At 58.7% G+C, this 14,497-nt stretch carries 13 protein-coding genes and 1 pseudogene; 7 read left to right on the top strand and 7 right to left on the bottom strand.

Translation table 11 applies throughout. The annotated features are described in order from the left end of the window. Window positions 1-22: 22 nt before the first annotated feature. Together F8N43_RS06645 and F8N43_RS06640 are read right to left on the bottom strand one after the other, a co-directional pair. Window positions 23-1,210 carry an MFS transporter gene (locus F8N43_RS06645; RefSeq protein ID WP_150653447.1) on the bottom strand — a complete coding sequence of 396 codons (1,188 nt, stop codon included), beginning with the start codon at window positions 1,208-1,210 and terminating at the stop codon, window positions 23-25. Between the two features lie 205 nt (window positions 1,211-1,415). Next, window positions 1,416-3,005, bottom strand: a complete 1,590-nt coding sequence (locus F8N43_RS06640; protein ID WP_010460520.1) for an ABC-F family ATPase — start codon at window positions 3,003-3,005, stop codon at window positions 1,416-1,418. Between the two features lie 494 nt (window positions 3,006-3,499). Here F8N43_RS06640 and lpxO point away from each other — a divergent pair, with 494 nt between their 5' ends. After that, window positions 3,500-4,399 (top strand): lipid A hydroxylase LpxO, encoded by a 900-nt coding sequence (gene lpxO / locus F8N43_RS06635; protein ID WP_150653446.1) that lies wholly within the window; start codon window positions 3,500-3,502, stop codon window positions 4,397-4,399. A gap of 136 nt (window positions 4,400-4,535) precedes the next feature. Here lpxO and F8N43_RS06630 read toward each other — a convergent pair whose 3' ends face one another. Continuing rightward, a complete protein-coding gene (locus F8N43_RS06630) occupies window positions 4,536-5,408 on the bottom strand; it encodes a Ku protein (protein ID WP_150653445.1) in 873 nt (290 codons plus the stop codon). A 186-nt stretch (window positions 5,409-5,594) separates the two neighbouring features. Here F8N43_RS06630 and F8N43_RS06625 point away from each other — a divergent pair, with 186 nt between their 5' ends. Beyond that, on the top strand, window positions 5,595-5,951 hold the full coding sequence (locus F8N43_RS06625) for a hypothetical protein (protein ID WP_150653444.1): 357 nt from the start codon (window positions 5,595-5,597) through the stop codon (window positions 5,949-5,951). Between the two features lie 51 nt (window positions 5,952-6,002). Continuing rightward, entirely contained in the window at window positions 6,003-7,154 is a 1,152-nt protein-coding gene (locus tag F8N43_RS06620; RefSeq protein ID WP_150653443.1) for a PQQ-dependent sugar dehydrogenase, read from the top strand. 103 nt (window positions 7,155-7,257) lie between these two features. Here the strand turns inward: F8N43_RS06620 and rimI are convergent, their stop codons facing one another. Further along, window positions 7,258-8,361 (bottom strand): ribosomal protein S18-alanine N-acetyltransferase, encoded by a 1,104-nt coding sequence (gene rimI, locus F8N43_RS06615; protein ID WP_150653442.1) that lies wholly within the window; start codon window positions 8,359-8,361, stop codon window positions 7,258-7,260. A gap of 92 nt (window positions 8,362-8,453) precedes the next feature. Between rimI and F8N43_RS06610 the strand changes: the two genes are divergently transcribed. After that, a complete protein-coding gene (locus F8N43_RS06610) occupies window positions 8,454-10,028 on the top strand; it encodes a RimK family protein (RefSeq protein WP_150638994.1) in 1,575 nt (524 codons plus the stop codon). Between the two features lie 7 nt (window positions 10,029-10,035). Continuing rightward, on the top strand, window positions 10,036-10,959 hold the full coding sequence (locus F8N43_RS06605) for a magnesium transporter CorA family protein (protein WP_150629670.1): 924 nt from the start codon (window positions 10,036-10,038) through the stop codon (window positions 10,957-10,959). A gap of 128 nt (window positions 10,960-11,087) precedes the next feature. Here F8N43_RS06605 and F8N43_RS06600 read toward each other — a convergent pair whose 3' ends face one another. Further along, complete coding sequence (locus tag F8N43_RS06600) at window positions 11,088-11,423, bottom strand: DUF2834 domain-containing protein (RefSeq protein WP_150638993.1); 336 nt, start codon at window positions 11,421-11,423, stop codon at window positions 11,088-11,090. Window positions 11,424-11,671: 248 nt separating this feature from the next. Here F8N43_RS06600 and ilvA point away from each other — a divergent pair. Beyond that, window positions 11,672-12,667, top strand: a pseudogene (gene ilvA, locus F8N43_RS06595) (threonine ammonia-lyase, biosynthetic); the annotation flags it as partial. Window positions 12,668-12,839: 172 nt separating this feature from the next. Here ilvA and eco read toward each other — a convergent pair. Beyond that, on the bottom strand, window positions 12,840-13,322 hold the full coding sequence (gene eco / locus F8N43_RS06590) for a serine protease inhibitor ecotin (RefSeq protein WP_150653440.1): 483 nt from the start codon (window positions 13,320-13,322) through the stop codon (window positions 12,840-12,842). Between the two features lie 308 nt (window positions 13,323-13,630). Here eco and F8N43_RS06585 point away from each other — a divergent pair, with 308 nt between their 5' ends. Then, entirely contained in the window at window positions 13,631-13,900 is a 270-nt protein-coding gene (locus F8N43_RS06585; RefSeq protein WP_150629663.1) for a DUF1652 domain-containing protein, read from the top strand. Window positions 13,901-13,959: 59 nt separating this feature from the next. On the opposite strand, the gene F8N43_RS06580 is transcribed toward F8N43_RS06585, so the two are convergent. Beyond that, window positions 13,960-14,226 (bottom strand): DUF2790 domain-containing protein, encoded by a 267-nt coding sequence (locus F8N43_RS06580; RefSeq protein WP_150629661.1) that lies wholly within the window; start codon window positions 14,224-14,226, stop codon window positions 13,960-13,962. Window positions 14,227-14,497 lie beyond the last annotated feature (271 nt).

Genomic DNA, 14,497 nt, shown 5'->3' with positions numbered 1-14,497 from the left:
GCTCCTGCAAGGTTTGTGTTTTTCAGGTTGTTGCGCGGCGTTTCAGTAACAGGGTCAACGCCAGGCCGGTGATTGACAACATTGCCGCACTGAAGAAAATCCACGAATACCCCAGGTTCAACGCCACCGCGCCCATCAGCGGTCCGGCAATCGCCAGCGCCAGATCGAAAAACACCGCGTAAGCACTCAAACCCGCACCGCGACTGGAATTGGGCACCTGTTTGATGGCTTCCACCCCCAGCGCCGGGTACACCAGCGACAGGCCAAACCCGGCCAGACCCGCGCCGATCAGGGTGAAACCGGTCGACGGCGCGAGCCACAGCAGCACCAGACCCACTGTTTCAATGCTCATGCAGACAATCGCCGACGTGAACCCACCAAAACGGCTGATGCTGGAAATGAACAGCAGCCGCGCCAGAATGAAGCAAACGCCGAACACCGTCAGGCAGTACGCGGCGCCGGTCCAGCCACGGCTCACGTAGTACAGGGTAATAAAGGTGGTCAACGTGCCGTAGCCGATCGACGCCAGGCTCAAACTCGCGCCGAACGGCGCGATACGCCCGAACACCGCCCAGAAGGGCAGGCGCTCACCGCGAACCACCGGCACCGAGGGTTTGTTGCGGATCAGCAACAGCGCCAACGCGGCCAGCGCCGACAGCGCGATCCCGAGGCTGGCAAAACCGTATTCAGCCACCATCACCACGCCCAGCGGCGCACCAATCGCAATGGCCCCGTAAGACGCGATGCCGTTCCACGAAATCGAACGCGCGGTATGTTCAGCGCCGACCTGACCCATGCACCAACTGATGGTGCCAACGCCGATCAAGCCCTGTGCGATGCCCAGCAACAAACGGCCGGCGATCAGGATCAACAGGCTCGTCAGCGGAAAGCTTTGCAGCAGCGTCGACAGCAACGTCAGCGCGCCGCTCAAGACAATCCCCGCCAACCCGTAAACAATCGAGCGTTTGGTGCCGATGCTGTCCGACATGCGTCCGGCCATCGGACGGCTGAGCAGGGTGGCGAGGTATTGCGAACCAATGGTCAACCCGGCCACGACCGCACTGAAACCCAGCTGCTCGTGGACATAACCCGGCAGCACCGCAATCGGCAGGCCGATGCAGAGGAAGGCAATAAAGGTATAGAAAACGATAGAGACGATCTGCAGGGTGATCGCCATTGAGCTTTGCGGTGGCAGTTGCGGCGCAGACATAGGGCTCGTTCGCGGGCAGCGGTGGGAGAACTGCATCATGGCGCGGGTGTGGCATAAAAGAAAGCAGGCTAACGATCAAAGCGAGCAGGTCTTGCCTTGAAATACGCCTCCTACAGAACTGCGGTACGCAGGCTCAAGCAGTTTGATGCTGAAAATGCAAAAAGCCCCGTCACAAGGACGGGGCTTTCAGTCGAAGCAGGCTTGTTTAGAACACTACGCCTTGGCTACGCAGGTAATCATCATACGTACCGCTGAAGTCAATCACGCCACTTGGGCTCAGCTCGATAATGCGAGTGGCCAGCGACGATACGAACTCACGGTCGTGGCTGACGAAGATCAGCGTGCCCGGATAGTTCTCCAGCGCCAGGTTCAGCGCCTCGATGGATTCCATGTCCAAGTGGTTGGTCGGTTCGTCCATGATCAGCACGTTCGGTTTTTGCAGGATCAGCTTGCCGAACAGCATGCGACCTTGCTCACCACCAGAGATGACCTTGACCGACTTCAGAATCTCGTCGTTGGAGAACAGCATGCGCCCAAGGGTGCCGCGAACGATTTGCTCGCCGCCCTGAGTCCACTGGCCCATCCAGTCGAACAGGTTGCAGTCGTCTTCGAAGTCGTGCGCGTGGTCCTGGGCGTAGTAGCCCAGTTCGGCTGCGTCGGTCCACTTCACGGTGCCGGCGTCCGGGGTCAGTTCGTTGACCAGGGTGCGCAGCAGGGTGGTTTTGCCGATACCGTTCGGGCCGATGATCGCTACGCGCTCGCCCGCTTCAACCTGGAAGCTGAAGTCCTTGAACAGTGGCTTGCCGTCGAAGCCTTTGGCCATGCGCTCGACGATGACCGCTTGACGGTGCAGCTTCTTGGTTTGTTCGAAACGTATGAACGGGCTCACACGGCTCGAAGGCTTGACCTCGGCCAGCTGGATCTTGTCGATCGCCTTGGCGCGGGAAGTGGCCTGCTTGGCTTTCGAGGCGTTGGCCGAGAAGCGGCTGACGAACGATTGCAGTTCGGAAATCTGAGCCTTCTTCTTGGCGTTGTCCGACAGCAGTTGCTCGCGGGACTGGGTCGCCACGGTCATGTACTCGTCGTAGTTGCCCGGGAACAGGCGCAGCTCGCCGTAATCCAGGTCAGCCATGTGGGTGCACACGCTGTTCAGGAAGTGACGGTCGTGAGAGATGATGATCATCAGGCTGGAGCGTTGGGTCAGGATGTTTTCCAGCCAGCGGATGGTGTTGATGTCCAGGTGGTTGGTCGGTTCGTCGAGCAACAGCACTTCAGGATCGGAGAACAGTGCCTGTGCCAGCAAGACACGCAGCTTCCAGCCTGGGGAAACCTCGCTCATCGGGCCGAAGTGTTGCTCGATGCCGATACCCAGGCCCAGCAACAGCTCGCCAGCGCGGGATTCGGCGGTGTAACCGTCCATTTCGGCGAACTCGGTTTCCAGCTCGGCCACGGCCATGCCGTCTTCTTCGGTCATTTCCGGCAGCGAGTAGATACGATCGCGCTCGGCCTTGACCTTCCACAGCTCTTCGTGACCCATGATCACGGTGTCGATCACGGTGAATTCTTCGTAGGCGAACTGGTCCTGGCGCAATTTACCCAGACGCACGTTCGGCTCGAGCATGACCTGACCGCCGGACGGCTCGAGGTCGCCACCGAGGATTTTCATGAAAGTCGACTTGCCGCAGCCGTTGGCGCCGATCAGGCCGTAGCGGTTGCCCGCGCCGAATTTGACCGAAACGTTTTCGAATAGCGGCTTGGCGCCGAACTGCATCGTGATGTTAGCTGTAGAGATCAAAGGTTTTTCCTGCGAAGCATTCAGAGTAGCTAGGGTTGCGGCAGTACCGATTCAGTACCCGTTTCCGGTATTCAAACCACGGGAAATGCATCCCGGTCAGAAGCGGAAGGTCCATCTGGCAATAAGTGGACAGCAGCAGTTGGAGCGCTTGGCCCGAGTCGAAGCGCGCTGAAACGGGGTTCATTCCCGTCATCAACCAAGGGGGGCGCGTAATGTTTGGCGGCGATTGTACTGGTCTGGCTCTTTAAACGATAGGGCGTTGAGGCCGCACGGCTGCTTTGGTGGTATCAGCGGACAGATTTTCACATCTGAAGGTTAACTATTGGTTACAAATTGTGACTAAAATGCCATCTTTTCCACCTGATGCCGGCCGCCGGCGTGCTCAAGGACGCGCCTCAGGGACGCTGTTTCGTATTCAGACGCTGCACAAGACCCTTGAGCCGTTGGGCTGGCAGGGGACGCAGTTTGTTCACTTCTGACGTGTGACGATTTCCGTGAAACTCATCATTGCCGCTATTTATGTTGTATCGATTGCCTACGTCCACCTGCGCGGTCGCGTGCGCCACAAGCTGGGCCGCCAACTGAGCGATCACTCGACGTTTCTCGCACCGATCAATTGCTTCCTTTATCTGTTCTCGAAAATTCCCAACAAGCCTTACCTCGATCCAGCCGACTTCCCCGACCTGAGCCCATTGCAGACCCATTGGGAAGAAATCCGCGCCGAAGGCCAGAACCTGCTCCGGGCGGGTGAGATCAAGCGTTCGAACCAGTACGACGACGTCGGCTTCAACTCGTTCTTCAAGACCGGCTGGAAGCGCTTTTACCTCAAGTGGTACGGGGACAGCCATCCTTCGGCAATGAAGCTTTGCCCGCGCACCACCGAACTGGTGCAGAGCATCGGCTCGATCAAGGCGGCGATGTTCGCCGAACTGCCGCCCGGTTCGAAGCTGGTGCGCCACCGCGATCCGTATGCCGGTTCCTACCGTTATCACCTGGGCCTGGAGACGCCGAACGACGCCGGTTGCTACATTAACGTCGATGGCGAGAACTACCATTGGCGCGACGGTGAAGCGGTGATGTTCGACGAGACCTTCATTCATTACGCTGAAAACACCACCCAGCAGAACCGCATCATTCTGTTCTGCGATGTCGAGCGACCGATGAAGTACCGCTGGGCGGCGGCGTTCAATGGTTGGTTCAGCCGTAACGTGATGTCGGCGGCGGGCGCGCCGAACGATGTGGGCGACAAGACCGGCGGCATCAATCGCCTGTTCGCCAAAATCTACAAGATTCGCCTGCGCGGCAAAGCGTTGAAGAAGCGTAACCGCAAGCTGTATTACCTGGAGAAGTGGGCGATTTTTGCCGGGTTGTTGGCGATTTTTGTCTGGATCTGATTCTGTGTCGCCGCTTATTGCGCCATCGCCAGCAGGCTGGCTCCCACAGTTGGAATGCATTTCATTGTGGGAGCCAGCCTGCTGGCGATGGGGCCGGTAGATTCTCCGAAAGACGCTCAGATGCCCTCGTAATTGATCAACCACTCGACCGTTTCGTCCCTTTTTTCGCCGCCGCCGGCTTTTCCGTCGACTTCGCTTTGGCCACCGCTTTACCGCCAGCCTTGCCCCCCAAACTGCGCTTGAGCAACTCGGTCAAATCAATAACATCCGCCGTCTTCCGTTCCTCTTCACTCGTCGCCGACTCAACATCCTCAATCTTCCCTTCGTTAGCCTTCTTCTCGACCAACGCCATGATCTTGTCTTCGAAACTGTCGCGGTAATCCTCGGGGCTCCAGTCGCCGCTCATGTCCTGCACCAGCCGCTTGGCCATCTCCAATTCACCCTTGGCCAATTCCGGTTTGGTCACCTCGCTGCCCAGTTCGAGCGTGTCGAGACTGCGCACTTCCGCCGGCCAGCGCAGCATCACCAGCACCATGGCCGAGTCCAGCGGCATCAGCGCGGCCAGATGCTGACGGGTATGCAATACCACATGGGCGAGGGCGACCTTGTTGGTTTTACTCAGCGTTTCCCGTAGCAGCGCATACACCTTGCCACCGCGTTTATCCGGCGCCAGGTAATAGGGCGTGTCGATGTTCTGCAACGGAATCTGTTCACTGTCGACAAAGGAAAATATGTCGATGGTCTGCGTGGACAGCGGGTGCGCCGACTTGATTTCCTCTTCGCTGAGCACCACGTAGCGACCCTTTTCGTACTGCACACCCTTGACGATGTGCTCCTTGGTCACTTCCTTGCCGGTGACCTTGTTCACGCGCTTATAGCCCACCGGGTCCATGCTGCGGCTGTCGAGCCAGTCGAAATCCACCCCTTGCGAAGACGTCGCCGAGACCAGCGCCACAGGGATATGCACCAGCCCGAAACTGATTGCGCCTTTCCAGATTGCCCGTGCCATGGTCGTCTACTCGCGAGTGATGATCAGGTGACCCGCGCCCCGGCGCAAAAGTTTCAGCGGCGTGCCACCCCGTCCGGCCGGGGGATCAACTTCGTGTTACATCTTGCCGGGGAGGTTTTGGTTAACAAATCCGAACCCTGGGCGTAGCGTGCTATCGAAGGCTCTATCCACGTAGAGAGGCTACCCATGAATCGATTTGTGCTGGGCGTCATCGCGTTGGCACTGAGTGGCGTGCTGAGCAATCTGGCCCAGGCCGCCGCCCCGTCGCCCACATTCCCTTTGCTGTTGGCCCAAAGCCCGACGGGCGCCGCCAGCAACCCTTACAACAGCCCGATCCGCCGGGCCAATCCCAACAGCATGCAAGGCACACAACCCAATGCGCCGGCGATCCGCGGGCCGAACACGGTTCCCGTTCCGCGGCCACCGACGCTGGACAACGGTGGCGTCGGCAACCGCTACCCCCAGGACCGGTCGGCGCCCGCCAGCCCACCGAAATTCATCCCCAATCCGCCGCATCGGGACGCAGACACCAGCAACCGTTGAGCGGCAGGACGCAGGTCTTGTCAGCCATTCAGACGACAAAAGGAATCGTGCATGTTGCGTAAAACCCTCCTGGCCACCGCGTGTGCCAGCGCATTGATCAGCGCCGCCACCGCTGTTTTCGCGGCGCCCGCGCAAGAGCTGAAAAGCGAACAGGGCACCCTTGAGGTCGCACCCATCGCCAAGGGGCTGGATCACCCGTGGGCCTTGGCGTTTCTGCCAGATCGACAAGGGATGCTGGTGACCGAACGGCCCGGTAACCTGCGCGTGGTCAGCGCCGATGGCAAACTGTCGGCGCCGCTCAGTGGCGTGCCGAAGGTGTGGGCCAAAGGGCAGGGCGGTCTGCTCGATGTGGTGCTCTCGCCCGACTTCAAGCAGGACCGCACCGTTTATCTGTCCTATGCCGAAGGCGGGGGTGAGGGCGGTAAGGCCGGTACGGCGGTCGGTCGTGGGCAGTTGTCGGAAGACCTGACCGCCCTCAGGAATTTCAAAGTGATCTTCCGTCAGGAGCCGAAGCTTTCGGTCGGCAATCACTTCGGTTCGCGCCTGGTGTTCGACCGCGACGGATACCTGTTCATCACCCTCGGCGAGAACAATGACCGGCCGACCGCGCAGGATCTGGACAAGCTGCAAGGCAAGGTCGTGCGGATCTACCCGGACGGCAAGGTGCCCGACGACAACCCCTTCGTCGGCCAAGCGGGTGTGCGTCCGGAAATCTGGTCCTACGGCCAGCGCAATCCACAAGGCGCGGCACTCAATCCGTGGACCGGCGTGCTCTGGGAAAACGAACACGGCCCGCGCGGCGGTGACGAGATCAACATCATCGAGCGCGGCAAGAATTACGGCTGGCCGCTGGCGACCCATGGAATCAACTACTCCGGTCAACCGATTCCCGAATCCACGGGCAAGACCGCCGAAGGCGCCGTTGCGCCGCACCACGTCTGGGAAAAATCCCCCGGCCTGAGCGGCATGGCGTTTTACGACGCGGACCGCTTCAAGGTGTGGCAGCACAACGTCTTCATCGGCGCGCTGGTGAGTCAGGAGTTGATACGCCTGCAGTTCGACGGCGACAGGGTGGTTCACGAAGAGCGTTTGATGGGCGAGCTGAACCAACGCATCCGCGATGTGCGGCAGGGGCCGGACGGGTATTTGTATGTGCTCACCGATGAAGATGATGGTGTGTTGTACAAGGTTGGGCTCAAGTAAAAATAATGCGCCGCCATCGCGAGCAGGCTCGCTCCCACCGTTGACCGAGATCGAATGTGGGAGCGAGCGTGCTCGCGATGGCGGCGTTGGACTGAATAACCGTTCAGTGATTCTCCCGCGCATACAGAATCACCGCGGCCCTGAGCTTGCCGCGCCCGAAACTGCACATCTTCTCGAACTCCCCATGGCTGACCGGCAAATGCTGGCAGTCCATGGGCTGACGATGCTGGCTATGGTCGACATCCGGGTCGTGCAGGTACACAAAATCCTCATCGCAATCGGTGACGATCACCCAGTGCGGCGACTTGGAGCGGGTCAGCCGGTAACTGCTGATCAACACCATCGGCTGTCCGCCGTCGTTCAGTAACCGTGGCAGGTCCAGCGGTCCGCCGAGTATCTGTTCGACGTCGGTCGCTCCCAGTTGGGCCATGAACTCTTCGTGCACCAGGCGCATGACATCTTTTTTATGCTCATCACGCACGCCGTCGAGGAACAACGGCCCAGCCATGCTCACTTGCAGGCGCACACGAAACCCGCGTCGCGTCGCCGCCAGTGCCAGGCCCTGAGGGCTGCACCCGCCATGACCCGAAGTCATAAACACGGTGGTCGCTTCGCGCCAGATCTGCAATTCTTCGCGGCGCTCCAGCACGCGACCGGTTTGCAGCGCGCCCATGGCCATCAACAGGCACGCCGGGCCACAGGTGAAATCGGTGGTCTGGGCGTACCAGGGGACATTGATATTGCGCGAGTCACGATGCTCAAGGATGCGTTTCTCCAGGCGCAGCGCATCGGCGTGGTCCTGGTAATAATCGTGAATCAGTGCGAAACGCCGATAACCGTTGCGCTCATACAGGGCGATGGCGGCGGGGTTGTCGATGCGCACCTCCAGCCGCAGGTACGCGCAGTCATGCTCAAGGGCACAAGCCTCGATGCGTTCAAGCAATTGCTTGCCGAGCCCGCTGCCGCGAGCCTGTTCGGCGATGGCAATCGAGTAGAGCCGCGCCAGCGATGTGCCTCGGTGAAACAACACCACCGCGTAACCCAGCAATTGCTCGCCACGCTGGGCCACCAGCAGTCGTCCGTGAGCACGGGTGATCATCCATTGAAAACTGCGACTGGTGAGCCGGTCCGTGGTGAAACATTGCTGTTCGAGTGCCAACAACGCGGGTAAGTCTTCAACTACCGCCAAGCGAAAGACAGGATTCATATGACCGCCGTAAAAGTTGCGTAACGAAACGGGACTTTCGAAAAAGTTCGTGCTTAATAGGAAAGGTCTTGTTCTCCAACGGATCAATCACTATGTCAGCGGTACAAGGTCATTGGCGCGAAGTATCCGAGCAAACTTTGCCGGCAGCAACTTATTTAAATGACACGGTCAGAACTTCAAGTCAGTTGATTATCATCGTCGAGCGCAAGGAAGACTGGGCATCTTACTTTCCCAGCGAAGACATCGTCACGGCTCAGGAATACCTCGAGCAGACCCGCGACAATGAGCAGGGCAAGCGGGTCCAGGTGATCAACCTGTGCCGCAGCTACAAGTACCTGGGGCACGGTTATTACTGCTCTTTGCTGGCCGAGGCGCGGGGGCACAAGGTCATTCCGTCGGTGCGCACCATCAGCGAACTGACGCGCAAAGCGCTCTACGGTCTGGCGCTGGATGATCTGGATAAAACGTTGGAGAAAGCCCTCAGTCATCATCTTTACAGCGATACCGAAGGCTTTACCCTGACCCTGTATTTTGGCAAGACGCATATTGAACCTTTGCAGGACTTGGCGCGGCAGTTGTTTGAAGTGTTTCCGTGCCCGATATTGTTAGTTGAGTTTCGTCGAACTAACGGTTGGCACATCGAAGGGATAAAGTCTGGCGCCTTGCACAAGTTGCGCGAAGATCAGGAAGACCAGTTCGCCCACTCACTCGACACGTTCAGTCGCAAGATCTGGCGCGTGCCACGGTCGCGACGCGTGGCCCGTTATGACCTGGCGATCCTGCACGATCCGCAGGAAGCGCTGCCGCCGTCCAACCCCAAGGCGCTGGAAAATTTCGTACGTGTCGGCAAGACCTTGGGCATCGATGTAGAGCTGATCGAGCGCAAGGACTACGCGCGCATCGCCGAATACGACGGGCTGCTGATCCGGGAGACCACAAGCGTCGACAACCACACCTATCGTTTTGCGAAAAAAGCCGAGAGTGAAGGGTTGGTGGTGATGGACGACCCGACATCGATCCTGCGCTGCACCAACAAGGTCTACCTGACCGACCTGCTCAACAGCCATCAGTTGGGCATGCCCGCCACCGAAATCCTCTACAAGGAACGACCGGAAGATTTCGAACGGGTCGGCGAGCGCCTGGGATTTCCGCTGGTGTTGAAGATCCCCGACGGTTGTTTCTCCCGTGGCGTGATCAAGGTCGAAAGCCAGCAAGCCTTGCTTGAAGCGACCGCCGAACTGTTTGAGCACTCGGTGCTGTTGCTGGCTCAGGAGTTCTTCTACACCGAATACGACTGGCGCATTGGCGTGCTCAACCGCAAACCGATCTTTGCCTGCCAGTACTTCATGTCCAAGGGGCACTGGCAGATCTACAACCACAAGGCCAAGGGGCAGGACATCAACGGCGAATGCCGCACCCTTGCGGTTCACGAAGCACCGCGCGCCGTGGTGGAGCTGGCGGTAAAAACCGCCAACCTCATCGGCGACGGCCTCTACGGCGTTGACCTCAAACAGTCCGGCGACAAGGTGGTGGTGATCGAGGTCAACGACAACCCGAATATGGACGCCGGCATCGAAGACGCGTATTTGCAAGACGATTTGTACTCACTGGTACTGGAAGAGTTCGTCCGCCGACTGGAACTCAAACGTCGCGGCCAGGCCTGGTGACCGGCCGATGATCAAGAGCTTTCAACTGACCCATGGCGCGTTGCATGCGGTCGAACGGCTGGACGCTGAAGTGATGCTGTTCAGCAACCCCGACGCGGCCGAGCGTGACTTGCTGCACAGTCATTTCAAACTCGATGAACACGCGTTGGCCTCGGCGCTGGACCCGGATGAGGTGTCGCGCATCGAGTTTCACCCCGACAACCTGTTCCTGATCTGGAAACGCCCGGAGAACTATTCCGGTGCCGGCAGCCTGGCCTTTGAAGTGTCTTCCTGCGGTTTGCTGTTTTGTGCGCAGCGCTTGCTGGTGATCGCCACCGACGACTCGCCGCTGCATGGCCTCGGCACCCGGCAGAAGTTGAACACGCCACTGGATGTGTTGCTCGATCTGCTGTTCAACAACATCCACCACTACCTGGGTCACCTCAAAGTGATCAAGCTGGTTGCACGGGAATTGCAGCAGAAATTCAACGCGTCGATGCAGAACCAGCACCTCATCCAGATGTTCAACCTCAGCGAAAGCCTGATCTATTACATCAACGCGATTCACAGCAACGGCGCGGTCCTGACACGGCTGCGCAACCACGCGGAAAAGCAGCGCTTCAGCGCCGAGGCCATCGGCCTGATCGACGACCTGATCATCGAAAACAACCAGTGCTACAAGCAGGCGGAAATTTACTCCACGGTGTTCTCCGGGCTGATCGATGCCCGGGGCAACCTGATGAACAACAGCATGAACAACCTGCTGCGCAAACTGACGCTGATCAACGTGGTGTTTTTGCCCCTGAACCTGATTGCGAGCATCGGCGGCATGTCCGAGTTCAGCATGATGACGGCAGGTACGCCGTGGTGGGTTTCTTACCCGTTGTTTCTCACGGTGATGATGCTGGGGGCGGGGGTGATGGTGTTGGGGCTCAGGCGGTTGGCGAAATAATATCGGCGGCTGTGATGCCGTCATCGCGAGCAGGCTCGCTCCCACAGTAGTCCGAGTGATCAACTCAGATCCCCTGTGGGAGCGAGCCTGCTCGCGATAGCTATTTCATTAACCCGACAAATCCGGAATCAGGCCACTTGTTCGGCGTCGACAGGCTTTTTTCTGTCCTGCAGCCCACGAACAACGAGATACAACAACGGCCCAACCGACACAAAAACCGCAGTGAGCAAAAGATAGGGAACAACGGACCACCCCGACCGCCCACGCTTGCGCACATCGCTATACATCCACACCCCGGCCAGCGTCGCCAACAGGTACAGATCTATCACTACCTGCGCCGTATCAGGTCGCGACATCAGGCTGATACCAAACTCGATCAACGACTGTTCGGCCTGGAGCATCACCGAAACGGTGTAGCCAGCGAACGCGAGCAGGGCAATCAGGGGCAGGGCGACAGACTTCATGGTTTCCTTCCTTGGGACAATGAGCAGAACAGCGAGCCTACACAGGCCGGGGAAAATTGGCCATTGACTTGACTGCCATGCCCGGCTAATTTCCAGCCATGACTTCCACCGTATTGCGTTGCCAGCCAAGCATTATTACCGCCATTCCTTATCTGGCGGGCTAGCTCACGACTGCAGCACCCAACCCGCCCTAGAGGCGGGTTTTTACTTTCCGTCTCCCGGGTTTTGATCAGTGTCAGGAGACGACCATGAACAGCACGCCCGCCCAGCAGACCTTGCTCGAGCACTACGTCAAAAAGATCCTCGCTGCGCCGGTGTACGAGCTGGCGGTACGCACGCCGTTGCAAGCAGCGCCAGCGCTGTCCGAAGCCCTGGGCAACCAGATCCTGTTGAAACGCGAAGACTTGCAGCCGACCTTTTCCTTCAAAATCCGTGGTGCCTACAACAAATTGGTGCAACTGAGCGATGAGCAGAAGGCACGCGGGGTGATCACCGCGTCTGCCGGCAATCATGCCCAGGGCGTAGCGCTGGCGGCGCGAGAGTTGGGGATCGCCGCCACCATCGTCATGCCCGCCACCACACCGGAATTAAAAGTGCTCGGGGTGCGCAGTCGGGGCGCCGAGGCCTTGCTGCACGGGGAGAGTTTTCCATTTGCCCTGGCGTACGCCTTGAAGCTGGCGGAACAAACCGGGCGCACCTTTGTTTCGCCCTTCGACGACCCGGATGTGATCGCCGGGCAGGGCACCGTCGCCATGGAAATCCTCCGTCAACACCAAGGACCGCTCGACGCGATCTTCGTACCCGTGGGCGGTGGCGGCCTGATCGCAGGCATCGCCGCTTACGTCAAATACCTGCGACCTGAAATCCGCATCATCGGCGTCGAGTCGGAACATTCCGCGTGTCTGTCCGCTGCGTTAGAGGTCGGCGAGCGCGTTGTCTTGCCGAGCGTCGGCACTTTCGCCGATGGCGTCGCCGTGGCTCAGATCGGCGCTTATGGTTTCGAAGTCTGCCGGTTTTGTGTGGATGAAATGCTGACCGTCAGCAACGACGAACTGTGCGCAGCGATCAAGAACATCTACGACGATACCCGCTCGATCACCGAACCTTCCGGCGCGTTGGCTGTGGCAGGCATCAAAAAGTACGTGGCGCAGTCGGGCGTGCGTGGTCAAACGTTGGTGGCCATCGACTCCGGCGCCAACATCAATTTCGACAGCTTGCGTCACGTCGCCGAGCGCGCTGCATTGAGCGGCACCCCGGCGTGAGCGGGCGCAGGGGACCAAGCAATCACCCAATCCCCCTGTGGGAGCGAGCTTGCTCGCGATTGCGGTGTGTCAGTCGACAAAGATGCCAGCTGACACATCGCCTTCGCGAGCAAGCTCGCTCCCACAGGTTTTGCATTTGGACGGGCCGCAGTGGTTATTCCTGAACGGCTTTTTCAACCTTGCTGGACGCCGACCAGATCCGGTAGCGCACCTCAACCTCCTTGGGCACATACAGCACGATCGGCAGTTTGCTGTTGTAGCGCAGCATGAAGCCGTCGCCGACGACCGGGACGAACTCCTGCCGGCTTTTGCCATCGGGACAGGCCATTAGGGTACTCATCGGGCCGATCACTTTTTCCAGACGGTAAAACGGATAGCCCCAGCCCTCGAGGTTCTTCTCTTCGAGCATGCCGCCCAGGCGCTGGCGATTGCAGTCCACGGCCAGGGTCTTGCCGGCAAGAATTTCGACCTGGTAGCTGTCTTCCTGCTGCTGTGGCGCCAGGTGAATAACCTGGCGGGTGAACCCGCTGTCGGCTTTGGGGAAGGGCGCGACGTCTTCGAGTTTCGCGGCGTGAACGACGGTCGAAAGCCCGGCAACTATCAGCCCGACGGTAGTGACACAGGTCAATGAACCCATGAAGCCTCCTTGCGTGTGAGTAGGGTCAGCGGATACTGAATGGACGGGATCGCAATTTTTACTGCCATGGGCGGCCAATGCAAACCTGGCGTCACCAGGTTGCAATTTGCAGGAAGCAAAACCTCCTCTCTTGCAAATTGCATGAGGGTATTTATAGACGAGTTGAGTAAACCATTGATTTGCCGATGAGCTGCAGGGCGAAATGTGCGGCATGTTTTATGCTGTAGCTGGTTCTTAAAGCTGACCGGGTTTTACAAGTCAGTTATTTGCTCGTTGTTTGGCAAACTCACACTCAGGAGAGGGTCGCCATGTTTCTTTCTGCCTTGGAACTCCGCAACATCGTCGAAAGCAGTTTTCTGCCGAAACGTTGTCAATGCACGTTGTCGCCGGACTTGTTAATGACCGTCAAGGTGTATTCGGACGGTAAAACCGATCAAGTGGATCTATTGAAGACCGACATCGATGCCAAGTCGCTTAATGGATGTCGGGAAATAAACGATCTGATCGCCGCATTGCGCTCCGACATGCAGCTTCAGGCCAACACCCAGACGCTGCACCCCGACAAGCAAGCGCTTTAACTCATCCTCGTCGCATTCCGGGTCTGGCCAAGAAGCCAGACCGCGGTCGTTGTTTTCGATCAACCCTGATAACTGCACGCATCCGACAGTTTGCGATACGTGATCTCTGCGGGTTTGCCGGACGTATCGATGTACTTCATGTTTGCCGTAATGACTTTGCAGTCCAGCGTCGAGGGTTCGGTCAGGGCGACGACCTTGGCCACGTGCAGCGGCATCCCGTATTCGTAGGGTACGGCTTGAGAGGATGCGGTGTCGTTGGCCTGGGCAAGCCCGGCGAACCCGGTGCAGGCGAGAGCGGCGGTAACCAGCAAAATGCGCGTATTCATGAGCAATCTCCGGTGCGGACGGAAGGAGAGTTCGACGTAGCGAACGTCGAACCTGCCGCACTGGGCATCAGAAGAACCTGAGGGCGTGCGGTCCAGTAAAGTTTTGGACCGCAGCGTTAAGCGATGGTTAACCGGGCTGAGTGCCGCTTGTCGTGTGGTGCGATTCTGTCAGGCAATTAGTCGGGCAAGAATCTTCGGTAGTTTCGGCTTCGTCCTGCAAGGATGGATGCCCCGCCTGACTCATTTCCGACTAAAGTCGTCTGTAGCCGGT

Source organism: Pseudomonas fluorescens, assembly GCF_902498065.1.
Taxonomy (GTDB): Bacteria; Pseudomonadota; Gammaproteobacteria; order Pseudomonadales; family Pseudomonadaceae; genus Aquipseudomonas; species Aquipseudomonas fluorescens_BJ.
The sequence above is the reverse complement of the archived record's forward strand: the minus strand, read 5'-3'. Positions and strand labels throughout refer to the sequence as shown.

Excerpts from the sequence above, each read along its gene's own strand:
- F8N43_RS06580 (WP_150629661.1), bottom strand. The coding sequence starts at position 14,226 with ATGAATACGCGCATTTTGCTGGTTACCGCCGCTCTCGCCTGCACCGGG.
- F8N43_RS06620 (WP_150653443.1), top strand. The coding sequence starts at position 6,003 with ATGTTGCGTAAAACCCTCCTGGCCACCGCGTGTGCCAGCGCATTGATC.
- F8N43_RS06625 (WP_150653444.1), top strand. The coding sequence starts at position 5,595 with ATGAATCGATTTGTGCTGGGCGTCATCGCGTTGGCACTGAGTGGCGTG.
- F8N43_RS06645 (WP_150653447.1), bottom strand. The coding sequence starts at position 1,210 with ATGTCTGCGCCGCAACTGCCACCGCAAAGCTCAATGGCGATCACCCTG.
- rimI (WP_150653442.1), bottom strand. The coding sequence starts at position 8,361 with ATGAATCCTGTCTTTCGCTTGGCGGTAGTTGAAGACTTACCCGCGTTG.
- F8N43_RS06585 (WP_150629663.1), top strand. The coding sequence starts at position 13,631 with ATGTTTCTTTCTGCCTTGGAACTCCGCAACATCGTCGAAAGCAGTTTT.
- F8N43_RS06630 (WP_150653445.1), bottom strand. The coding sequence starts at position 5,408 with ATGGCACGGGCAATCTGGAAAGGCGCAATCAGTTTCGGGCTGGTGCAT.
- F8N43_RS06610 (WP_150638994.1), top strand. The coding sequence starts at position 8,454 with ATGTCAGCGGTACAAGGTCATTGGCGCGAAGTATCCGAGCAAACTTTG.
- eco (WP_150653440.1), bottom strand. The coding sequence starts at position 13,322 with ATGGGTTCATTGACCTGTGTCACTACCGTCGGGCTGATAGTTGCCGGG.
- F8N43_RS06600 (WP_150638993.1), bottom strand. The coding sequence starts at position 11,423 with ATGAAGTCTGTCGCCCTGCCCCTGATTGCCCTGCTCGCGTTCGCTGGC.
- F8N43_RS06605 (WP_150629670.1), top strand. The coding sequence starts at position 10,036 with ATGATCAAGAGCTTTCAACTGACCCATGGCGCGTTGCATGCGGTCGAA.